Here is a 21227-nt window from a genome sequence, read left to right as displayed (position 1 = left end):
CCACGGTATGGTGCGGCATAGTTCCACAGTTTCATAGTGTTTCGGTGGTTATAGCGTAGGGGAAACGCCCGGTTACATTCCGAACCCGGAAGCTAAGCCTTACAGCGCCGATGGTACTGCAGGGGGGACCCTGTGGGAGAGTAGGACGCCGCCGAACAAATTTTAAAAAAGGCCCACACCTTACGGTGTGGGCCTTTTTTGTGTTTCCACGACGGTCTTTCACGACGGCTGGACCAGCTTCGTGTCGTACGCCAGGATCACCGCCTGAATGCGGTCGCGGGAACCGGTCTTCGCGAGGATGCGGCCCACGTGGGTCTTCACCGTCGACTCGGCCAGGTGGAGGCGCGTGGCTATCTCCGTGTTCGTCCAGCCCTTGCCGATGACCGTGAGGATTTCCCGTTCCCGGTCGGTGAGGGACGCGAGGCGTGGGTCTTCCTGAGGCGAGGTTTCCGCAGTCGGGTCCGTCGGCAGGTGGTGGACGTAGGCGTCGAGGAGGCGGCGGGTCAGGCTGGGGGCGACGACAGCGTCGCCGGTGGCCACCGCGCGGATGCCGGAGAGGAGCTCCTCGGGCTGGGCGTCCTTGACCAGGAAGCCGGAGGCGCCTGCGCGGAGGCCGGCGTAGGCGTACTCGTCCAGGTCGAAGGTGGTGACGATCAGAATGCGGGTGCGGTCGCCGGCAGCGGTGATGCGGCGGGTCGCCTCGATGCCGTCCAGGCCGGGCATGCGGATGTCCATGAGGACGACGTCGGGATGCAGTTCTGCCGCCATGCGGACCGCTTCACTGCCGTTCGCCGCCTCGCCCACGACCGTCATGTCGTCCTGGCTCTCCAGGAGCATGCGGGAGCCGAAGCGCTGGAGGGGTTGGTCGTCGGCGATGAGGACCGTGGTCACTGCGGGGTTTCCTCCGGGAGGTGTAGGCGGACGCGCCAGCCCTGCTCGGGGTGCGGGCGGGGGCCGGCCTCAAGTGTGCCGCCGTACAGGGCGGTTCGCTCGCGCATTCCCGGTAGTCCACGACCGTCTCGGGACGGGCTGTCGGTTCTGCTGCCGTTGCCTGTGTCCGTGATCGTCACGCTCACGGCTCCCTTGTCCTCGTAGGACAGCTCTATCTCCGCGGTGGCGCCCGCGCCGGCGTGTTTGAGGGTGTTGGTGAGGGCTTCCTGGATGACGCGGTAGACGGTGAGCTGGCGGCCTGGAGGGAGGGTGGGGTTGCCGTGGGTGGTGGTGCGGACGGGGAGGCCTGCGGAGCGGACGCCGTCGAGGAGCTGGTCGAGGTCGGTGAGGCCGGGCTGGGGGGTCAGGTCGGCCTGGTCGTGCTGTTCCTCCTCCCGCATGACGTCCAGGAGGCGGCGGAGTTCGGTGAGGGCCTGGCGGCCGGTCGTGGCGATGGCGTCGAGGGCCTGGGCGGCGCGTTCCGGGGACTTGGCGGCCGCGTATCTGCCGCCGTCGGCGAGGCCGGTGATGACGGAGAGGTTGTGGCCGATGATGTCGTGCATCTCGCGGGCGATGCGGGCGCGTTCCGCGGCGGTGGCGAGTCGCGCCTGCTGGTCGCGTTCGGTCTCCAGGCGGCGGGCGCGGTCCTCCAGGGCCTCGGTGTAGTTGCGGCGGGTGCGGACCGTGACGCCGATGAGGACGGCCACGGTGATGGACATCAGCTGGGAACCGATCTGCTGGTCCCAGGTGCCTTCCCCGTGGCGGGCGACCGATACCAGGACCGGGGCGAGCACCAGGGCCGTAGCCCACCACAGGTCGCGCAGGGCTCGGCGCAGGGCGATGTGGTAGACGACGGCGAGCTGGAGCAGGGCTGCCTGGAGTGCCGCGCCGGTCCAGGCGTTGACGAGGGCGAAGAGGGCCATGGCGGCGAGGACGGCCCGGGGGTGGGTGCGTCGCCAGAGGAGGGGGAGCGAGAGACCGAGGCTCAGGGTGAGGAGGAGCCAGCTGGGGACGTCGAGGTTGTGGGCGTTGTGGCGCCAGCCGCCGCTGACGTAGTCGATCAGGGCCGCTGTCACCCAGAAGCCGGTGATGTGCGCGTCCCACAGCAAGGGGTGGCGTCGGTCGAAGGCGCGCAGCCTGCGGGTGAGGCGGTGCGCGTACTCGGTGAGGGGCTCCGGCGCCCGGTCTTCCGTCACGGGGTTCATCGTGCGGGTTTCCGATGCCGCTTGTCAGACGTCTCGGCGTCGTAGGACCGCCGCCGCCAGCGTGAGGGTCGCCGTCGTCCACAGGATCATGGCGAGCAGGGCGGCGCCCGGGGAGGCCGTGCCGGGCAGGGGCTGGGCGGTGGTGAGGGTTTCCAGGGCCTTGCCGGGGAAGTACCGGACGGCGTCGTCGACGATCTCGTACGGGAGCATGGCCAGGACCTCCGGGACGATCATGATGAGGCCGATGAAGGCGCCGATGGCCATCGGGACCGAGCGGACCAGGGCGCCGATGCCGAGGGCGAGGACGGCGAGGAGGGTGAGACCGGCCGCGTTGCCGGCGAGGGCGCGCAGGACGCCGGGGTCGCCGAGGGAGGCGGACTGGTCGGTGCCGACGAGGAAGGACTGGGCGAGGGGGAAGGTGACCAGGTTCGTCAGCAGGGTGAGGGGGAAGGCGATCGCGGCCAGGACGGCTGCCTTGGACCAGAGGACGGGCAGGCGGCGGGGGACGGCGGTCATCGTGGCGCGGATCTGGCCCGTGGAGTACTCGCCGGCCGTGGCGAGGATGCCCAGCACGCCGAGATTGATCTGGGCGAACTGGGTGCCGAGCAGGACGAAGACGACCGTGTCCATGCCGCCTTCGCCGGTGCCGTCGTAGGCGGCGCCCAGGCCCGCGCCCATGGCGGCGGTGAGGGCGCTGGTGGCGATGAGGGTGATCCAGGTGGAGCGCAGGGTCCAGAGCTTGTGCCACTCGGAGCGCAGGACGCGGGCCGGTGTCACGCGGTAGGGGAGGGTGGCCGTGGTCATGCTGCCGCTCCTTCGAGGGTCGCCGTGTACTCCACCGCGTCGCGGGTGAGATCCATGAAGGCCTCCTCCAGGGAGGAAGTGCCGGGTGTCAGTTCGTAGAGGGGGATGCCGTGCGCGGCTGCGGCGCGGCCGATGTGCTGGGCGTCCGTGCCGCGGACCTGGAGGGTGCCGGGGGTGTCGGTGGTGATGTCGACGCCGGGTGCGGTGAGGAGGCGTACGAGGTCGGAGGCCTGCGGGGTGACGACCTTGACGGTGCCCGCGCCGGAGTCGCGGACGAAGTCGGTGACCGTGGTGTCGGCGAGGAGGCGGCCGCGGCCGATGATGACCAGGTGCTCGGCGGTGAGGGCCATCTCGCTCATCAGGTGGGAGGAGACGAAGACCGTGCGGCCCTCGGCGGCGAGGGACTTGAGGAGGGTGCGGATCCACAGCACGCCCTCGGGATCGAGGCCGTTGACGGGCTCGTCGAGGATGAGGGTGGCAGGGTCGCCGAGGAGGGCGGCGGCGATGCCGAGGCGCTGTCCCATGCCGAGGGAGAAGCCCTTGACGCGGCGGTGGGCGACGTCGGTCAGGCCGGTGAGGCCGAGGACCTGTTCGACTCGTGCGCGGGGGATGCCGTGCGTGTGGGCGAGGGCGCGCAGGTGGTGGTAGGCGGTGCGGCCGGGGTGGACCGAGCGGGCCTCCAGCAGGGCACCGACCTCCGTGAGGGGCGCGGGGTGGGTGGCGTAGGAGCGTCCGCCCACGGTGGCGTGGCCGCGGGTGGGGGCGTCGAGGCCGAGGATCATCCGCATGGTCGTGGACTTGCCGGCGCCGTTCGGGCCGAGGAAGCCGGTGACGGTGCCGGGGCGGACGGTGAAGGACAGGTCCGTGACGACCGTCCGGTCGCCGTAGCGTTTGGTGAGTTCGTGTGCCGTCAGCATGCTTCGATGGTCGTGCGGGCGGGGGCGGCGGTCGTCGGACCGGCGGCGGTAATCGGGGTGAGGGGTGTCGTACCCGGGTACTACCGTTGCCGGCATGAGCTATGTGATCCGGTCCGTCCGTGCTGATGAGTGGCCTGCGGCGAAGGAGCTGCGGCTCGCGGCGCTGCGGGACCCGGTGGCGCACCTGGCCTTCCTGGAGACGTACGAGGAGGCCGCGGCCAGGCCGGACTCCTATTGGCAGGAGCGGACGGCCGGTGCCGCCGAAGGGGCGGACGCGAGGCAGCAGATCATCGCCGAGGGGCCGGACGGGCAGTGGGTGGGGACGCTGACCGTGCTCGTGGAGGAGCCCGGGACGACGGACTGGGCCGGGTTTCCGGTGGAGCGGAAGCAGGGGCACGTGGTCGGCGTGTTCGTACGGCCCGAGGAGCGCGGGAGCGGGCTGACCGAGGTGCTGTTCGACGCGGCTCTGGAGTGGGCGTGGGGGCGGGGTCTTGAGCGGGTGCGGCTCATCGTGCACGAGGAGAACGGGCGGGCGCAGCGGTTCTATCGCCGGGCGGGGTTCCTGCCGAGTGGGCTGACCGTGCCGCTGGGGGACGCCCGGGAGTTGGAGTTCGTGCTCGAGCGGAGCTCGGCGGGGGTGCCCTTTTCAGACCGGTAGTTCGTCGTGCGGCCAGCGGGCGCGGCCCTGTTCGCGGGACCGGAGCAGGGCCAGGGTCGGCATGCCCCGGTCCGCTCCGGTGGCCAGCAGCTCCGGGAGCTGGGGGAGCGGGGCCACGGCGGCGACGTCGTCCAGGACGAGCGTGAATGGTGGGTCGAGGCGACCGGAGGATGACCGTTCGGCCATGTGCCGGCCGCGCTCGACCACGCTGGAGACGAGGGCCGTCAGGAGGGGCATCGCGCCCGGGTTCGTCCTGGGGTCCTCGATGGATTCACCCACCACATAAAGCGTGCCCCCTTCGTGGACGAAGGAATCCAGGGCGAGGGCATCAGTTCGGTTGGGTGTGCAGGCCTCGCGGATGTTGACCGTGGAGAGGGCCGCCAGGGCACGGGTCGTCAGCTGCTGGGCCATGTCCCGGCGTTCGGGGTGGGCGGTGAGGGCGCCTTCGAGTTCGCCCGCGGAGCCCGGGGCGGCCTTGGGGTTGGTACGGAGGATGCGTACGGCGTCCTGGATCTGGGTGCCCTGGGACCAGCGGTGGACGTGGCGGATGGTGCGGCCGTCGATGGCGGCGGCGTGCAGGTAGCTCCGCAGGAGGGTCTCGGCCGTGTCGCTGAGGGCTTGGTCGAGTTTGGCCGTCGGGCGGACGGGGGTGAGGAGGGCGGTTGCCCTTCCCGTGGCTGTGGCCTTGTCCTCGCAGCCGGCTGTGGGGGACCAGTGGAGGCGGGCCGGGGTGGCGCAGAGGTGGGTGGGGTCGTAGAGGTGGGTGGGGCCCAGTTTGGCCCGGGCGTCTTTCGTCTCCTGCCAGAGGGCGGGGTTCGAGGTGACGATCAGGGCTGGGCCCTCCGCGTCGCGTACCGCCTGGATGGCGGTGGTCTGGCGGGACTCCCTGGGGGCCACGAGGATCTTTTCCCAGCCGCCCACCCGTTCCCGGCCGAACAGGGAGGCCGGGGTTGTGGGCGCGGCGGCCGGGGCCGGGGCGAGGGGCGCCGTCGGCTCCAGGACGTGCGTGGGCTCGGGGACCGCACGGCGGGGGGTGGGGACGTCGTGCGGCGTGGATGCCGGCGGCAGGTGCTGCGCCGGGGTCGGCGCGCTGTGCTGCTCCGCCGCCGGCACCTCGTGCTGCGTAGGTGCCTCGTGGACGGCTCCTCCGGCGGATGCCGCGCGTTCCTCCGCGGCCGCCCGCTCCGCCCTGCGTCTCGCCCGGACCGCCCGCCACCGGGCCAGTGTGCCCATCACGAACACCGTCAGGACGACCAGGATCATCAGCTGGCCGATGAACAGGCCCCAGAACAGGCCGTAGCCGGAGAGTTCGCCGGGGGGTGTGTCGGGCCAGGCGCCGGGGATGTCGTGGGGCTGGGCGATGAGGCCGCGCATGGCCAGGGGCGTGCGGGTGAAGGTGACGCCGGACGGCCAGGAGCCGTGGGCGAACAGGGCGGCGAGGCCGGTGGCTGTCCACACCAGCAGGGTCATGCCGAGGATGAACGCGAGTATGCCGACCAGCAGGCCGTCGGGGATGCCCCCCTGGTGGTCCCGCTGGGTGCGGTCGTCCGGTCTCACGCGTCCTCCCCCTACGCCACCGTCGATTCGGAGTCGCCCAGGCGGTGCTCCACGAAGGCCGCTGCCCGTTCCTCCGCCTCGAGTTCGGCGGCGTGCAGGGCGTCGTCCTCCGCGAGGTCGGCGGAGGACTCGGTCATCGCGCGGTCGGTGAAGACCAGTGGGCGTTCGGTCTCCGTGACCAGGTGTTTGACGACCTGGACGTTGCCGTTGACGTCCCAGACGGCGATGCCGGGGGTGAGGGTCGGGATGATCTCCACCGCCCAGCGGGGCAGGCCCAGGACGCGGCCCGTCGCTCTCGCCTCGTCCGCCTTCTGGGCGTAGATCGTTCTCGTCGAGGCCATCTTCAGGATCGCCGCGGCCTCCTTCGCCGCCGCGCCGTCCACCACGTCGGACAGGTGGTGGACGACCGCCACGAAGGACAGGCCCAGTCGCCGGCCGAACTTCAGCAGGCGCTGGAAGAGCTGGGCCACGAAGGGGCTGTTGATGATGTGCCAGGCCTCCTCGACCAGGAAGATGCGCTTCTTCCGGTCGGGGCGGATCCAGGTGTGTTCCAGCCACACGCCGACGATTGCCATGAGGATGGGCATGGCGATGGAGTTGCGGTCGATGTGGGACAGGTCGAAGACGATGAGCGGGGCGTCCAGGTCGATGCCGACCGTGGTGGGGCCGTCGAACATGCCGCGCAGGTCACCGTCGACGAGACGGTCCAGGACCAGTGCCACGTCCAGGCCCCAGGCCCGGACGTCGTCTATGGCGACGTTCATCGCCTCGGCCGACTCGGGTTCGGGGTGGCGCAGCTGCTCGACGATGTCGGACAGGACCGGCTGGCGATCGACGATGGTCGCGTTGACGTAGGCGTGCGCGACCTTCAGGGCGAAGCCGGAGCGTTCGTCGAGGCCGTGGCCCATCGCGACCTCGATGATCGTCCGGAGCAGCGCGAGCTGGCCCGTGGTCGTGATCGCCGGGTCGAGCGGGTTGAGGCGGATCCCCATGTCCAGGGCGGCCATCGGGTCCAGGCGGATGGGAGTTATACCCAGCTCCTGGGCGACGAGGTTCCATTCGCCCACCCCGTCCTCGCCCTGAGCGTCCAGGACGACGACCTGGCGGTCGCGGAAGCGGAGCTGGCGCAGGACGTACGTCTTCTCCAGCGCCGACTTGCCGTTGCCGGACTCGCCCAGGACCAGCCAGTGGGGGGCGGGGAGCTGCTGGCCGTAGAGCTGGAAGGGGTCGTAGATGTAGCCCTTTCCGGAGTACACCTCGCGGCCGATGATGACGCCGGAGTCGCCGAGGCCCGGGGCGGCCGTCGGCAGGTAGACCGCCTGGGCCTGGCCCGTGGACGTGCGCACCGGGAGCCGGGTCGTCTCGACCTTCCCGAAGAGGAAGGACGTGAAGGCGTCGGTGAGGACGGACAGCGGGTCCCGCATAGGTCCTACCTCCGAATGCCGGTGGCGAAGGGAAGGGTGTTCACGAAGGCGCGGTGGTGCTCGCGGTCGCACCACTCCAGTTTCAGATACGACTTTCCCGCCGAGGCCCTTATCGTCCGCTTGTCGCGGGCGAGGGCCTCGGGGGAGCGGGAGGAGACGGTGATGTAGCCGACGAGGTTGACGCCGGCGGCGCCGCTGGCGAGGTCCTCGCCGCGCTGGTCGAGCCGGGAGTTCGCGGCCACGTCGCGCGGGTCGATGGTGCGGTTCATCTTGGCGGCGCGGGACGCCTCGGCCTCGTCGTTGGTCTTCTCCGTCAGCATGCGCTCGATGGCGACCTCGGTGGGTTCGAGGTCCATGGTGACGGCGACCGTGCGGATCACGTCCGGGGTGTGGACGAGCAGCGGGGCGAGGAAGTTGACGCCGACGGGGGTCATCGGCCACTCCTTCACCCAGGCCGTGGCGTGGCACCAGGGGGCGCGGGTGCTGGACTCGCGGGTCTTGGCCTGGAGGTAGGTGGGTTCCATGGCGTCCAGCTCGGCCGGCCAGGCATTACGTTTCGTCATCGCCTGGATGTGGTCGATCGGGTGGTCCGGGTCGTACATGGAGTGGATCAGCGAGGACAGTCTGCTCTGGCCGAGCGGCTGCCGTACGCGGATGTCGGCCTCCTGGAGGCGCGAGCAGATGTCGGTGAGCTCGCGGGCCATGACGACGGCGAGTCCGGCGTCCCGGTCGGCCTTGCCGCCGTGGGCGCGGGCGGCCCGGGCCATGGCGTTGGCCTCGGCGGCGAGATCGCGGGTGTAGTGCATGCAGGCGACCAGGTAGGCGCGGTGCTGCTCGCTGCTGGTGGACACCATCGACTGGAGCTGCTCGTACGACTGCTGGAGCCACGGCGGTGCCTTGTCGTCCCCGCGCACGGCGACGTCCTTGGCGTGGGCGTCCGGGTCGGCGGGGAGGGTGCGGGCGAGCATCTGGAGGCGGGTGACGAAGCCGTCGCCGTTGGCCACGTGCTTGAGCAGCGTGCCGAAGCGGTCGACGAGGGCCTCCTGGTCCTCGCTGTCGCGCAGGCCGACGCCGGGGCCCTCGATCTCGATGGCGGCGGTGACGGTCTTGCGGTCGGCGTGCAGCAGGACGGCGATCTCGTCGGGGCCGAAGGGGGCGGAGAGCCAGGTGATCCGGCCGATGCCCGGGGGCGGTCCGACCTCGATCTCCCGCCCGTCGAGCCGCGTTCCGGCCTCGATGACGGAGGAGCGGTAGGTGGCGCCCTGCTTCAGGGTCCGCTTGTAGCTGCGGTTGATCTCGAACCACTTGTAGAACGTGCGGTGCTTGTACGGCATGTACACGGCGGCCAGCGCCAGCATCGGGAACCCGGCGAGCAGCACGATGCGCAGGGACAGCACGGGGACGAGGAGGCCGCACATCATGCCGAGGAACGCGCCCACGACGATCAGGGCGATCTCGCCGGTCTCGCGGTTGCGGCCGATGATCGCGTTCGGCCGGGCGCGGCCGATCAGATATGTACGGCGGGGCGTGACCGGATGGGACACGTGGGACTCGGTCGTCAACGCCCTTCACCTCCCGTGCGATTGGTACTGCTGTTGCGGGTGCTGCTGGCGTGGGGAGTGTTGACGGGGCTGCTCGAACGGGGTGCGGGTGCGGCGGAGGGGACAGATCCGCCGCCGTTCGAGGTGCGCGAGCTGTGCGCGGCGACTCCGCCGGAGGCGGGGTTGCTGGGGCGGGGGGCGGAGGACTGGCTGCCTCCGCCGTTGTGGTCGGCGCGGGTGCTGTGGGTCTTGATGCCCTGCGCGACCAGGGAGGCCGGGGAGCTGATGACGGCGGCGGCCTTGCTCTCGGCGCCCTGCATGAGGCGGTTGTTGCGGGAGCCGGCGATCTCGTCGCCGAAGCCGGGGACGAAGCGGTAGATCATCGCGCTGGCGAAGATGGCGAGCAGGATGATGGCGAGGCCGGAGACGACGGCGGAGAACGCGTCCGGGCCGTCGTCGGCGGAGAGTGCGCCGGCGAGGCCGAGCACGATGACGATCACCGGCTTGACCAGGATCACGGCGATCATGATGCCCGCCCAGCGGCGGACGTGGCCCCACAGGTTCTTGTCGACGAGGCCGGCGTAGACGACGGTGCCGAGGAGGGCGCCGACGTAGAGCAGGGCGGCGCGGATGACGAGCTCCAGCCACAGCACGCCGGCGGCGAGGATGCTGACCAGGGAGACGACGATCAGCATGATCGGGCCGCCGCCGATGTCCTCGCCCTTCTTGAGGGCCTCGGAGAACGTGCCGAAGAAGGCGTCGGTCTGGTCGCCGGTGGCTTTGGCGAGGACCTCGGTGATGCCGTCGGTGGCCGATACGACCGTGTAGAGGATCAGCGGGGTGAAGGCGGAGGCCAGCACGGTCAGCCAGAGGAAGCCGATGGCTTCGGACAGGGCGGTGGTCAGGGGGACGCCGCGGACGGCTCGCTTGGCGACGGCCAGGAGCCAGAGCAGGAGCGTGAGGATCGTCGACGCGGCGAAGACGACGGCGTACTGCTGGAGGAACTTGGGGTTGGTGAAGTCGACGTTCGCCGTGTCCTTCACGGCCTCGCTGAGCTTTTCGACGGTCCAGGAGGCGGCGTCGGCACAGCCCTTGGCGAGGGAGGAGAGGGGGTCGAGGGTGGAGGTGGGGTTCAGACGGGAGGTGCCGCCGCCGGAGCCGCCGCCGCTGCCGGTGTCGCCTTCGCAGATCTCCCGGGCCCTGCCGGAGAGCAGGGAGCAGTTGTCGTTGCTGGGTGTGGGCGACGGCGTGGGGGCGGCGACCGCTCGGCCGGCGAGCAGGACGACGGCGGTCTGCACGGCTGTGAGGGTCGCGGCGAGCTTGGCTGCGCGGCGCGGGCTACCGGGCATACGTGAACCCTCCGAACTCCTCGACGGCCTTGGAGATGTCGTCCGACGTCGACACCTTGTTGTCGCCGTTGACCGGCGCGGGGCCTTCCTTCTGGGAGAAGCTGTCGACCTTCCAGTCGCCGTCGGTCCAGCGCAACTGGAGGGTCATGGTGAACCAGTCGCTGGTGACCGGGTTCTCCGAGCTCTCCCCCGTCATCCCGTAGACGCCCGTGCACCAGACCTCGACGGTGGCGGTGCTGCCTCCGTATTCGGTGACCTTGGTGCCGACGGGCATGGTGCGGGAGACGTAGGTGCTGCCCTTCGGCGCGTTGCCGCTCTCGTCGAGGCCGACCTTGTCCAGGAACGCCTTGTCGTACACCTGGTCGAGGTTTCTCTCCAGTTCGGAGACTCTGCCGGCGTCGAACACCTGACGGACGATCTCGGGGCGCCGCGCGGGCTTGAGGATGTCGGCCGAGACGAGCACCACCGCGTAGTTCGCCGCCGCGCTCTCCACCCCTTCCTGGTCCTGGGCGAAGCCCGACGGGATGCCGGCGGCTGACTTGGACTTGACGGGGCGTTGGCCGGAGGGGGCCGTTGCTGCTGTTTCCGGTTTGGTGCCGGCGTCGTCCGACGAGGAGGAATCGTCGCCACCCCGGTTCGCGAAGGCGATGGCCGCGATGAGGAGGACGACTACGCCGACCACCGTGACCAGGCTGCGGGACGACGAGCGGCGGCGGGGGGTGCCGTAGGGGTCGGCTCCGGTGTCGGGCAGGCGGGTGCGGGTCTGGCCCGTGCCGCCGTAGCCCCCGGAGGCCTCGTGCTCGTCACCGAGACTCATGCCGCGTACGCCCCCTCGACGTCGTGCGGAAACACCTCGTACCGGTCGTACTGCTCGTACTCCTCGTACGACGGTAGCCGTGCTGGTTCCCGCGCGGGCGCGGTGTGGTGACTCGACATCAGGGAAACGCAACCTTCGCCGGTGGGCACGACGGGCGGGTGGGATGGAGGGGGAGCCGGGCGTGCCCGGCCGGGGCGGGTGGGGCCCGGCCTACACGGCCATGCCGTAGACGATGGTGAAGAGCGTGCCGAGTGAGCCGATGATGAACACGCCCGTCAGGCCCGCGATGATGAGCCCCTTGCCCTGCTCCGCGCTGAAGGTGTCCCGCAGGGCGGTGGCACCGATGCGCTGTTTGGCGGCGCCCCAGATGGCGATGCCGAGGCACAGCAGGATGGCGACCGCCATCACGACCTCGATCATCACCTTGGCCTCGTTGCCCAGGCTGCCGAAGGGGCCCCAGTCCGGAGCGATCCCGCCGATGATGGTGTTGATGTCTCCCTTATCGGCCGCAAAGAGCATGTAAGTCACCGCCCCTGTTGGGTAGTTCCGCACCCTCTGCGGTCGTGCAGAGGTCAGGCCTCATTCTCGCCGACGATGACGCTGTCGGATGTCGACTTGGCGTCATTGATTGGCGGGTTTCGTACGAATACCTTGCCACCGTTCCGCGTCGACCCCTAAGGGAGGCGCCGGACGGTGTACAAAGGATCGTATGGTCACTCTGTGTATCACGGCAGGTCACGCCGGGCAATGAGGCCTGAGCGAAACCTGTCGTGTGGTTCCGTCGTTGTGCCCTTCTACGACCTGCGTCACCTTTTCGGACCGTTTCTGACGGTCAGTCGGGTGAGCGGTCGACCCCGGTGTTCTCCGGGTGAAGGCTACCTGGCGCGGCGAACGGGCCGCGGCTGGGTTGCCTCGGCCCGTTCGTCCGGCGCTTCTTCGGTGACGGTCTGTCACGAGCGGGAGGGGTCAGCCGGTGAAGGCGCCGACTCCGTTCGGGGTGCCCATCCGGTCGGACCGTCATAGCCCGTTCGGGCGGCGCGGAAGTGGCCGGCGGCACACGTTTCTCTCACCTTCGCCGGGCCCAGTGGCGCCGATGAAGCGCGTCCTCTGCATTGCCGTGGTTCTCGTCGCCCTCACCTCCGCGTCCACCGCGGTGGCCGACGACGGGGCCGGGCCCTTCGGGGTGACCGTCACCGCGGGGCCGGGCGCGGGGAGCGGCCGGGTCGGGGTGCTCGTCCCCGCCGGGCGGGCGACTCGGGCGGACGGAGGCACTTCTGTACCGCGTCCGTCGTGCGCGCTCCGTATCGGAATCTGCTCGTCACCGCCGCGCACTGCCTGGACGGGCGCGGGGAGCTCGTGTTCGTGCCCGGGTATCGGGACGGCCGTGCGCCGTACGGGATGTGGAACGTCGAGCGGGGACGGGCAGGTCGTGGGGATTCTCGGCGGCCATGAAGAGGGCGGGACGACCCCCGATGTGTCGTACAGCGTGGTGCTCGGTGCGCAGGCGGGGCGGCTTTACCGGGAGGCGGCGGGTGACCCGTGACGGGACCGTGCGCCGGTTGCCCCCCGCCGTGCAGACCCGTGCAGCCCCGTGCTCTTGGGTGTTCCCCTTTCCGCCCCGACTCTCCTTCCCGTGATCATTCCGGCGCACGGCGGCCGCCTCTACACTGACCAGGCGACGGACTCCTGGCCGGCGAGGGGCGGTTGACGGTGCGTAAGGCATGGATCGTGGCGAGTGTTGCGATCAGCTCCGCCCTGGCCTTCGTGATGCTGCTCGTCGTCGGGGTCTACATTGTCGCCGGGAACCTGGCCAACGGGGTCGGCGGTGGGGCGAAAGCCCTTGCCAAGGGGGCGGTGCCCGCCGCGTACTCCGACCTCGTGCAGAAGTGGGGCAACCTCTGCCCCGCCATCAGCCCGGCCCTGCTCGCCGCCCAGCTCTACCAGGAGAGCGGCTTCAACCCGAGAGCCCAGAGCCACGCCGCCGCCCAGGGGATAGCGCAGTTCATTCCCGGTACGTGGGCCACGCACGGCATCGACGGCGACGGGGACGGGGACCGGGACGTATGGGACCCGAAGGACGCGATTCCCTCCGCCGCGTCGTACGACTGCGAACTCGCGTCGTACGTGAAGAAGGTGGGCGGGAATCTGACCGAAAACATGCTCGCCGCGTACAACGCGGGGGCGTACGCGGTGATCAAGTACGGGGGCGTGCCGCCGTACAGCGAGACCCGGAACTACGTGAAGAGGATCACGACGCTCTCCGAGAGCTTCGCGGCACCCGTCGGGCGGGTCGACCCCTCCGAGCAGGCAGCCGGTGCCATCGAGTACGCGCAGAAGAAGCTCGGCACGCCTTATCTGTGGGGCGGCACCGGTACCGCTGAGCAGGGCGGACGGTTCGACTGCTCGGGACTGACCCAGGCCGCCTACGAGACGGTGGGCATCAAGCTGCCGCGCGTCGCCAACGACCAGTACAACGCCGGGCCGCACCCCGCGCGGGACGAACTGCTCCCGGGTGACCTCGTGTTCTTCTCGGACGACCTCACCAATTCGCGTGCCATCCGGCATGTCGGCATTTATGTCGGAGGTGGGTACATGATCGACGCGCCGCGAACGGGTGCGGTGATCCGGTTCGACCCGATCGACACCCCCGACTACTTCGGGGCCACCCGGGTGACCGAAGATGGCGCGAAAGCACTGCCCACGACTGTGTGAGCCGAGTGTGAACCCGCCCCCTGAGCTGCGAAGACGTGTCTCTCTTCGATAACGTCTGCGTGATCATTCGGTGGAGTGTGGAACGTATCAGCGGGGACCATGCGTTCCTGGTGACGTAGCCGAGCGGACGTGAGTCGGCACGTGTCACGCACGCGTGCAGCGGAAGCGGGTCTACCACCACGGGGGTGGCAGGAGCGGCGCACACACGGGTGCGCCGGGAGAGACGATGAAGGGGCCGCAGCATCATGGCTGGACTCGCCGAATCCGGGTCGAACCCCGACGTCGACCTGCTCTATGACATCAATGGCCTGGCCAAGGACGCGCCGCCGTGGTTCGACCGGGTCATGGAGTTCGTGGGCGAGTACGGGTTGTTGCTCGCCATCGTCCTGCTCGTGCTCTGGTGCTGGTGGTCCGTGCGGCGCCGGGGTGACGAGGACGCGGCGTCCTCCGTCGCGGCGCTGGTCTGGGCGCCGCTCGCGGCGGGGATCGCCGTGCTGGTCAACGTGCCGATACGGGGCTTCGTGGAGCGGCCCCGGCCGTTCCTGGACCACCAGGGGCTCGAGGTGCTCGTCAGCGGCAAGACCGACTACTCGTTCGTGAGCGACCACGCGACGATCGTCATGGCGATGGCGGTCGGGCTGTTCGTCGCGAACCGGAGGTTCGGGCTGGTCGCGTTGGTGCTGGCCGTGTTCGGCGGGTTCATTCGCGTCTACATGGGCGTGCACTACCCGACCGATGTGGTGGGCGGGTTCGCGCTGGGGACGGCTGTGGCGTTGCTGTTGTCGCCGGTGGCGATGGCGCTGTTGACGCCGGTTGTCCGGGCCGTTGAGCGGTCGCCTCGGGTGGGGTGGCTTGTGCGGGGGCGTGGGCGCGGGGTTGGTGGCGACGGGGCGGATTCGGTGGTTCCCGGGGCGCGGAGTGAGCGGGCCGGGGCCGGGGCGTCCGAGCGGGACCTTGCTGCCTAGTTCTCGGCGTTGGTGCTGAGGGCGGGGCGTTTCGCAGCCCGGCGTCGCGGGGTGCCGCTTCTTTGGGACGGGCGCCGTCCTGGGGGTACCTCCCAGGCCCTTAAGGCACTGGGGGAGGCACGACTGCCCGCAGCTCAGCCGTTCCTAGAGCGCCTGGGGATACGTGAAGAAGCGGGTCGGGTCGTACTGCTTCTTCAGTTTTGTCAGACGGGTGGCCGCGTCGCCGTAGTACGCCTTGCGCCAGTCGGTCAGGGTCGGGTCCGTGTAGTTCTGGTAGGCCGCGCCTGAGGCGTGGGGGCGCATGGACTTGTGGGCCGAGGTGAGCCAGGAGCGGGCCGTGGAGCCCGTCGTGCCCGGGCGCCAGGCGGCGATGTACTGGGCCAGCATGCGGGAACGGCGGTGGACGAAGGCCGTGGAGGTCGGGGAGACGCGGTTCACCGCTCCGCCCAGGGCGGTGAGCGCGATGCTGCCCGTGCCGCCGCGTACCGACCCGATCTGGGACAGCAGGGTGCGGATGCCGGCCGCGGACAGGGAGCGGTCGAAGAAGTCCGACGCCGCGGCATAGGTCTCGCGGCCCAGCGCGCCCTTCGGGGAACGGCCCGGAGTGGAGCCGGGCAGATGGCACTGGGCGTCCGTCGGGAACGAGGAGCAGCCGGCGTAGACCTCCATCGACTCCTCGTACGAGCGGCGCCGCAGGGAGACGTTGCTCGCCGGGGCGCCGACGCGGTCGGCGAGGCGGTCGACCGCGTTCTGGAGTTCGCCGTAGGTGCCGAGGGAGAAGGCCGCGACGGAGACGGTCGGCTTGCCGCCGGCCGCGCTCGCCAGGTGGAGGGACGACCAGATCTCGTCCGGCTGCGAGGGTCCCCACTCCTGCCAGGCCTTCACCACCGCGGCCGCCTTCGACCAGGGCCAGGACATGTACGCCGAGACGCCCTGCGGGGCCGGGTGGGTCTTGAAGCGCAGTTCCGTCACCACGCCGAAGTTGCCGTTGCCGGCGCCGCGCAGGGCCCAGAAGAGGTCCTTGTTCTCGCGGGCGTCCGCGACGAGCTGCTTGCCGTCCGCGGTGATCAGGGTGGCCTGGGTGAGGCTGTCGCAGGTCAGGCCGTAGGCACGGGAGACCACGCCGTGTCCGCCGCCGAGGGTGAGGCCGGAGATGCCGACGGTGGGGCAGGAGCCGGCGGGGATCGTGACGCCCTTCGCGGCCAGGGCGCGGTAGACGTCGATGAGTTTGGCGCCGGCACCGATCACCGCGGTGTCGCCGGAGGCCCGGACGCGGTTGAGTTTCGAGACGTCGATGATCAGGCGGCCGTCGCCGGAGGACCAGCCGGCGTAGGAGTGGCCGCCGTTGCGGATCGCCACCCGCAGGGCGTGAGCGCGGGCGTAGGCCAGGGCGGTGCGGATGTCGTCCGGGTGGGACACGTATGCGACCGCGGCGGGCTTGAGAGGGTCGAAACGGGTGTTGTAGAGCTGCCGGGCCGTCGCCCAGGCGGTGTCGCCCGGGCGGATGAGAGGTCCGTCGAGGTCACGGGCGAGAGCGGACCAGTTGGCGGCGGTGACGGTTCTCGTGGTGGTGGCGTGCGTGGTGGTCGTGGCCCTGGAGCGGGTGTCCGAATGCGTGCAGGCGGTGGTGAGGGGGGTCGCGGCCGCGGCGATGCCCGCCGTGCCGACTGCGAGGAATGTGCGCCGTTCCATGGGGCCTCCCGGTGGTTCCGTCGTGGGAGACGGGGTGCTGGGGGTGAGGGTTCCATGGGGACGGCGCCGACGCAGCAGTGCCGAGTCAGCCGGCCATGTGTCTTTCCGCGTCCGTGCGCGCCTGGCTTCTCGCTCTTCTGGCCGGGCCGCGCCAGCCGCAGGTGCAGTGGGCCATGCAGAAGTGGCCCTTCTCCTTTGTAGTCGTGCGGTGTTCGGGGAGGTTGGGGGGAGCCTCCAGCCCGTCCTGCTGCGCCACGACGACCACGTTACCCAGCGCGGGTAAAGGCTTCGTATGCCGGCTCCCGCGGGCTCGCGTGACGAGGGCACATACCGGTCGTTAACCGGAACAACAAGGGGGCCCGTGACGGACGTACCGGCTGGGGGTAGGCAGGCGATGACTGGGCGGCAGCGGGAACGGCGGCACAGGCGGACGGGTGCGGCGGTCGTCGCGGCCGGGGTCATGGCCGGGGTGGGGCTGGGAGCCGGCGGGTGCGCGGGCGGTGACGCGGTGGCCGGGGACGCTCCCGGCGGGGACGCGGTCGTCGAGCTGCACCGGGCCGCGGACCGGCTGGTGGAGGCGGGGAGTTCGAAGGCCCGTACGTCGATGGAGATGGCCACCGGCGGGACCCGGGTGACCATCCGGGGCGCGGGGGTCTACGACTACCGGAAGCGGATGGGGCAGCTCAGGGTGCTGCTGCCGCAGGATCCCGCGGGGGCCACCGAGCGCCGGCCCATCACCGAACTGCTCGCGCCGGGAGCGCTCTTCATGAAGAACCGGGGCGCCGGTGTGCCCCCGGACAAGTGGGTGCGGGTGGACATCCGGACCCTGTCCGACGGGAACCTCGTCACCGGCGGGGCCACCGATCCGTTCGCGGCGGCCGAGGTGCTGCGCGGGACGCGGTCGGCGAAGTTCGTGGGCAGGACCGAGGTCGCGGGCGCCGGCGTGCGGCACTACCGGGGGACGGCGGATCTCGGCGCTGCCGCGAGGAAGGCCTCCGAGGGCAACAAGGAGGCCTTGAAGGCGGCGGCGAAAGGGTTCGCCACCGCCGAAGTGCCGTTCGACGTCTACCTCGACGACGAGGGGCGGATCCGTAAGGTCCGGCACCGGTTCAGCTTCGTGGGCGGGCAGCAGAAGAGCCCCGTGGCCGTCGCCTCGGTCACGCTGCTCTACGATTTCGGGGCCTCGGCGCGCGTACGGCTGCCGGACGCCGACGACATCTACGCGGGCAAGATCGCCGAGGAGTGACCGGCGTGAACTAGCCCGTCCGTGCCATGCGCGGTGTGTATGCCGCTCCCTACTCTAGGAAGTCGGTAACGGCAGAGATGAGGTGATGCACGTGGCTCCGGTCGGCGGTACGGCAGTTCAGGACCACGTGGCCCTCGCCGAGATCGAGCTGTGCGGAGAGCTGATCATCGCGGCCTCGGCCGCCGACGAGGACCGGCTCAGCCTGGAGAGCATCGACGAGGTGCTGAAAGTGGCCGAGGAGCGGGGCGCCTGAGCGGACTGAGCCCGGCTCACGTCCGCAGCATGCGGGCGATCGCCTGGGTCGCCTCCTTCACCTTCGCGTCGATCTCGTCACCGCCCTTGCCGGCGGCGTCGGCCACGCAGTGGCGCAGGTGCTCCTCCAGCAGTTGCAGGGCGAAGGACTGAAGGGCCTTGGTGGAGGCGGAGACCTGGGTGAGTATGTCGATGCAGTAGACGTCCTCGTCGACCATCCGCTGGAGACCGCGGATCTGGCCCTCGATGCGGCGCAGGCGCTTGAGGTGCTCGTCCTTCTGCTTGTGGTACCCGTGCACGCCCCGGTCGTGGTCGGTCACGACATCCGCTCCCGCGGTGACATCCGTGACATCCCCGGCATTCGTAACGTCGGTCACGTCCGTCATCGCGTCCTCCTGGTGGGCTGTGAGCCGACAGATACCCCTACTGGGTATATGGTATCGAACTTTGCTGGGTATACGGGTCTTGGACCGCCCCCGTGCTCATCACTGTGCCCGATGGGCGACACTGGTGGGCGGCCCGATAGCCGTGGCCGGATGATGCGCCTAGCATCAGCCTGACCGAAACCCAAGCAAGCCGAGGACCCCACGTGCGCTTTCGTCTGACCCCCAGGGAGACGAGCTTCTACGACATGTTCGCCGCATCCGCGGACAACATCGTCACGGGCTCGAAACTCCTCATGGAACTGCTCGGGGCGGACGCTTCCGCCCGGGCCGAGATCGCAGAGCGTATGCGGGCAGCGGAACACGCAGGTGACGACGCCACGCACGCGATCTTCCACCAGTTGAACTCCTCGTTCATCACGCCGTTCGACCGCGAGGACATCTACTCCCTCGCCTCGTCCCTCGACGACATCATGGACTTCATGGAGGAGGCCGTCGACCTGGTCGTCCTCTACAACGTCGAGGAACTGCCCAAGGGCGTCGACCAGCAGATCGAGGTACTGGCGCGCGCGGCCGAACTGACGGCCGAGGCGATGCCGCACCTGCGGACGATGGAGAACCTCACCGAGTACTGGATCGAGGTCAACCGGCTGGAGAACCAGGCCGACCAGATCCACCGCAAGCTGCTCGCGCACCTCTTCAACGGCAAGTACGACGCCATGGAGGTGCTCAAGCTGAAGCAGATCGTGGACGTGCTGGAGGAAGCGGCGGACGCGTTCGAGCACGTGGCGAACACGGTGGAGACCATCGCCGTCAAGGAGTCCTGACCTCTTCATGGACACCTTTGCTCTGGTCGTGACCATCGGGGTCGCGCTCTTCTTCACGTACACCAACGGTTTCCACGACTCGGCGAACGCGATCGCCACGTCCGTGTCGACGCGGGCGCTGACGCCCAAGGCCGCGCTGGCCATGGCCGCGGTGATGAACCTCGCCGGTGCGTTCATGGGCTCCGGGGTCGCCAAGACCGTCAGCGAGGGGCTGATCCAGACGCCCGTGGGGTCGAAGGGGATGGGGATCCTCTTCGCCGCGCTGGTGGGTGCGATCACCTGGAACCTGATCACCTGGTACTTCGGGCTGCCGTCGTCCTCCTCGCACGCGCTGTTCGGCGGCATGGTCGGGGCGGCGCTCGCCGGTGGCACGACGGTCTACTGGCACGGGGTGCTGGAGAAGGTCGTCATCCCCATGTTCATCTCCCCGGTGGTCGGTCTGCTGGCCGGTTACCTGGTGATGACCGCGATCATGTGGATCTTCCGGAAGGCCAACCCGCACAAGGCCAAGCGGGGGTTCCGGATAGCCCAGACCGTCTCGGCGGCGGGTATGGCGCTGGGGCACGGTCTTCAGGACGCGCAGAAGACGATGGGCATCGTGGTGATGGCGCTCGTCATCGCGGATGTCGAGGACTACGGCGATCCGATCCCGGTGTGGGTGAAGGTCGCCTGTGCGGTGATGCTGTCGCTGGGGACGTATGCCGGTGGATGGCGGATCATGCGGACACTGGGACGGAAGATCATCGAGCTGGATCCGCCGCAGGGGTTCGCGGCGGAGACGACGGGGGCGTCGATCATGTTCACCACGGCGTTCCTGTTCAAGGCGCCGATTTCGACGACGCACGTCATCACGTCGGCGATCATGGGGGTCGGGGCGACGAAGCGCGTGAATGCCGTGCGGTGGGGCGTCGCCAAGAACATCATCCTGGGGTGGTTCATCACGATGCCGGCCGCGGCGGCGGTGGCCGCGGTGTCGTTCTGGATCGTGAACCTGGCGTTCCTGTAGGTGCTGCTCGGCGCAGCCGAGTGCGTACGCGAACGGGCCCGCCCCTGGGAGAGGGGCGGGCCCTTTTCGGCCTCGCGGTGGCACCGCCATGCAGCACCGCGAGGGGTCTCGGCGGGGGTGACTCAGCCGAAGCGGCCGGAGATGTAGTCCTCCGTGGCCTGGATCGACGGGTTGGAGAAGATGCGCTCCGTGTCGTCGATCTCGATGAGCTTGCCGGGCTGGCCGACCGCCGACAGGTTGAAGAACGCCGTGCGGTCGGAGACGCGCGCCGCCTGCTGCATGTTGTGCGTCACGATGACGATCGTGAAGCGCTCCTTCAGCTCGCCGATCAGGTCCTCGATCGCGAGGGTGGAGATCGGGTCGAGGGCGGAGCAGGGCTCGTCCATGAGCAGGACGTTCGGCTCGACCGCGATCGCCCGCGCGATGCACAGGCGCTGCTGCTGGCCACCCGACAGGCCCGAGCCGGGCTTGTTCAGGCGGTCCTTGACCTCGTTCCAGAGGTTCGCGCCCTTCAGGGACCGCTCCACGATGTCCGACAGCTCGTTCTTCTTGTAGTTGCCGTTCAGCCGCAGCCCCGCCGCCACGTTGTCGAAGATCGACATCGTGGGGAACGGGTTCGGCCGCTGGAACACCATGCCGACCTCACGGCGGACCGACACCGGGTCGATGCCCGACCCGTAGAGGTCCTCGTCGTCGAGGAGCACCTTGCCCTCGACCCGTCCGCCGGACGTCACCTCGTGCATACGGTTCAGCGTGCGCAGGAACGTCGACTTGCCGCATCCGGACGGGCCGATGAACGCCGTCACCGAGCGCGGCTCGACGGTCATCGAGATGTCCTCGATCGCCTTGTGGGAGCCGTAGTAGGCGGTCAGTCCGCTTACGTCGATTCGCTTGGCCATGTCTCTACTTCACTTCCGAAAGTCTGGGGGTCGCTGTGTGGCC

21 protein-coding genes and 1 rRNA gene are annotated in these 21227 nt (G+C 69.8%); 8 read left to right on the top strand and 14 right to left on the bottom strand.

The window, feature by feature from the left end:
- Positions 1-40 precede the first annotated feature (40 nt).
- Positions 41-157, top strand: a 5S ribosomal RNA gene (gene rrf, locus CP976_RS20800).
- Between the two features lie 62 nt (positions 158-219).
- On the opposite strand, the gene CP976_RS20795 is transcribed toward rrf, so the two are convergent.
- Genes CP976_RS20795 through CP976_RS20780 form a run of 4 tightly spaced genes read right to left on the bottom strand, consistent with a single transcriptional unit; the run spans position 220 to position 3856 of the window.
- The gene (locus tag CP976_RS20795) at positions 220-891 is read right to left on the bottom strand and encodes a response regulator (RefSeq protein WP_150481747.1); all 672 of its coding nucleotides are present in this window, start codon (positions 889-891) and stop codon (positions 220-222) included.
- Entirely contained in the window at positions 888-2135 is a 1248-nt protein-coding gene (locus CP976_RS20790) for a sensor histidine kinase (RefSeq protein WP_150481746.1), read from the bottom strand. Before CP976_RS20790 ends, CP976_RS20795 begins: the two co-directional genes overlap by 4 nt.
- Positions 2136-2159: 24 nt before the next feature.
- The gene (locus tag CP976_RS20785) at positions 2160-2939 is read right to left on the bottom strand and encodes an ABC transporter permease (RefSeq protein ID WP_150481745.1); all 780 of its coding nucleotides are present in this window, start codon (positions 2937-2939) and stop codon (positions 2160-2162) included.
- Complete coding sequence (locus CP976_RS20780; protein WP_150481744.1) at positions 2936-3856, bottom strand: ABC transporter ATP-binding protein; 921 nt, start codon at positions 3854-3856, stop codon at positions 2936-2938. Before CP976_RS20780 ends, CP976_RS20785 begins: the two co-directional genes overlap by 4 nt.
- Before the next feature lie 94 nt (positions 3857-3950).
- On the opposite strand from CP976_RS20780, the gene CP976_RS20775 reads away from it, so the two are divergent.
- The gene (locus CP976_RS20775) at positions 3951-4514 is read left to right on the top strand and encodes a GNAT family N-acetyltransferase (protein ID WP_150481743.1); all 564 of its coding nucleotides are present in this window, start codon (positions 3951-3953) and stop codon (positions 4512-4514) included.
- Here the strand turns inward: CP976_RS20775 and CP976_RS20770 are convergent.
- The 7 genes from CP976_RS20770 to CP976_RS20745 all read right to left on the bottom strand — a co-directional run bounded on the left by CP976_RS20770 (position 4503) and on the right by CP976_RS20745 (position 11721).
- Complete coding sequence (locus CP976_RS20770; protein ID WP_150481742.1) at positions 4503-6071, bottom strand: type IV secretory system conjugative DNA transfer family protein; 1569 nt, start codon at positions 6069-6071, stop codon at positions 4503-4505. The genes CP976_RS20775 and CP976_RS20770 overlap by 12 nt on opposite strands.
- Positions 6072-6082: 11 nt before the next feature.
- A complete protein-coding gene (locus tag CP976_RS20765; protein WP_086847929.1) occupies positions 6083-7495 on the bottom strand; it encodes an ATP-binding protein in 1413 nt (470 codons plus the stop codon).
- A gap of 5 nt (positions 7496-7500) precedes the next feature.
- Complete coding sequence (locus CP976_RS20760; protein WP_150481741.1) at positions 7501-9057, bottom strand: SCO6880 family protein; 1557 nt, start codon at positions 9055-9057, stop codon at positions 7501-7503.
- A complete protein-coding gene (locus CP976_RS20755; RefSeq protein ID WP_150481740.1) occupies positions 9054-10385 on the bottom strand; it encodes a hypothetical protein in 1332 nt (443 codons plus the stop codon). Before CP976_RS20755 ends, CP976_RS20760 begins: the two co-directional genes overlap by 4 nt.
- Positions 10375-11202, bottom strand: coding sequence for a DUF8175 domain-containg protein (locus CP976_RS20750; RefSeq protein WP_150481739.1), 828 nt, complete (start codon positions 11200-11202; stop codon positions 10375-10377). Before CP976_RS20750 ends, CP976_RS20755 begins: the two co-directional genes overlap by 11 nt.
- The gene (locus CP976_RS44360; RefSeq protein WP_268250144.1) at positions 11199-11321 is read right to left on the bottom strand and encodes a hypothetical protein; all 123 of its coding nucleotides are present in this window, start codon (positions 11319-11321) and stop codon (positions 11199-11201) included. Before CP976_RS44360 ends, CP976_RS20750 begins: the two co-directional genes overlap by 4 nt.
- 91 nt (positions 11322-11412) lie before the next feature.
- On the bottom strand, positions 11413-11721 hold the full coding sequence (locus CP976_RS20745; RefSeq protein WP_003991275.1) for a hypothetical protein: 309 nt from the start codon (positions 11719-11721) through the stop codon (positions 11413-11415).
- Between the two features lie 1185 nt (positions 11722-12906).
- On the opposite strand from CP976_RS20745, the gene CP976_RS20735 reads away from it, so the two are divergent.
- On the top strand, positions 12907-13914 hold the full coding sequence (locus CP976_RS20735; RefSeq protein WP_229875712.1) for a bifunctional lytic transglycosylase/C40 family peptidase: 1008 nt from the start codon (positions 12907-12909) through the stop codon (positions 13912-13914).
- 245 nt (positions 13915-14159) lie between these two features.
- A complete protein-coding gene (locus CP976_RS20730; protein ID WP_150481737.1) occupies positions 14160-14879 on the top strand; it encodes a phosphatase PAP2 family protein in 720 nt (239 codons plus the stop codon).
- Between the two features lie 144 nt (positions 14880-15023).
- On the opposite strand, the gene CP976_RS20725 is transcribed toward CP976_RS20730, so the two are convergent.
- Positions 15024-16571 carry an FAD-binding oxidoreductase gene (locus CP976_RS20725; RefSeq protein WP_150481736.1) on the bottom strand — a complete coding sequence of 516 codons (1548 nt, stop codon included), beginning with the start codon at positions 16569-16571 and terminating at the stop codon, positions 15024-15026.
- A gap of 394 nt (positions 16572-16965) precedes the next feature.
- Here CP976_RS20725 and CP976_RS20720 point away from each other — a divergent pair, with 394 nt between their 5' ends.
- Together CP976_RS20720 and CP976_RS42975 are read left to right on the top strand one after the other, a co-directional pair.
- Positions 16966-17817 (top strand): SCO4651 family lipoprotein, encoded by an 852-nt coding sequence (locus tag CP976_RS20720; RefSeq protein ID WP_150481735.1) that lies wholly within the window; start codon positions 16966-16968, stop codon positions 17815-17817.
- A gap of 91 nt (positions 17818-17908) precedes the next feature.
- Positions 17909-18070: a hypothetical protein gene (locus CP976_RS42975; RefSeq protein WP_167537230.1), complete on the top strand. Its 162-nt coding sequence runs from the start codon at positions 17909-17911 to the stop codon at positions 18068-18070.
- A gap of 16 nt (positions 18071-18086) precedes the next feature.
- On the opposite strand, the gene CP976_RS20715 is transcribed toward CP976_RS42975, so the two are convergent.
- Positions 18087-18455, bottom strand: coding sequence for a metal-sensitive transcriptional regulator (locus CP976_RS20715; RefSeq protein WP_150481734.1), 369 nt, complete (start codon positions 18453-18455; stop codon positions 18087-18089).
- Positions 18456-18658: 203 nt separating this feature from the next.
- Between CP976_RS20715 and CP976_RS20710 the strand changes: the two genes are divergently transcribed.
- Positions 18659-19279, top strand: a complete 621-nt coding sequence (locus CP976_RS20710; RefSeq protein WP_059418711.1) for a DUF47 domain-containing protein — start codon at positions 18659-18661, stop codon at positions 19277-19279.
- Positions 19280-19286: 7 nt separating this feature from the next.
- On the top strand, positions 19287-20285 hold the full coding sequence (locus CP976_RS20705) for an inorganic phosphate transporter (protein ID WP_150481733.1): 999 nt from the start codon (positions 19287-19289) through the stop codon (positions 20283-20285).
- 122 nt (positions 20286-20407) lie between these two features.
- On the opposite strand, the gene pstB is transcribed toward CP976_RS20705, so the two are convergent.
- The gene (pstB, locus tag CP976_RS20700; RefSeq protein WP_150481732.1) at positions 20408-21184 is read right to left on the bottom strand and encodes a phosphate ABC transporter ATP-binding protein PstB; all 777 of its coding nucleotides are present in this window, start codon (positions 21182-21184) and stop codon (positions 20408-20410) included.
- Positions 21185-21227 lie beyond the last annotated feature (43 nt).

The organism is Streptomyces coeruleorubidus (assembly GCF_008705135.1).
GTDB classification, from domain to species: domain Bacteria; phylum Actinomycetota; class Actinomycetes; order Streptomycetales; family Streptomycetaceae; genus Streptomyces; species Streptomyces coeruleofuscus.
Note: the sequence above shows the minus strand (reverse complement) of the source record. Positions and strands in the feature narration are given on the sequence as shown.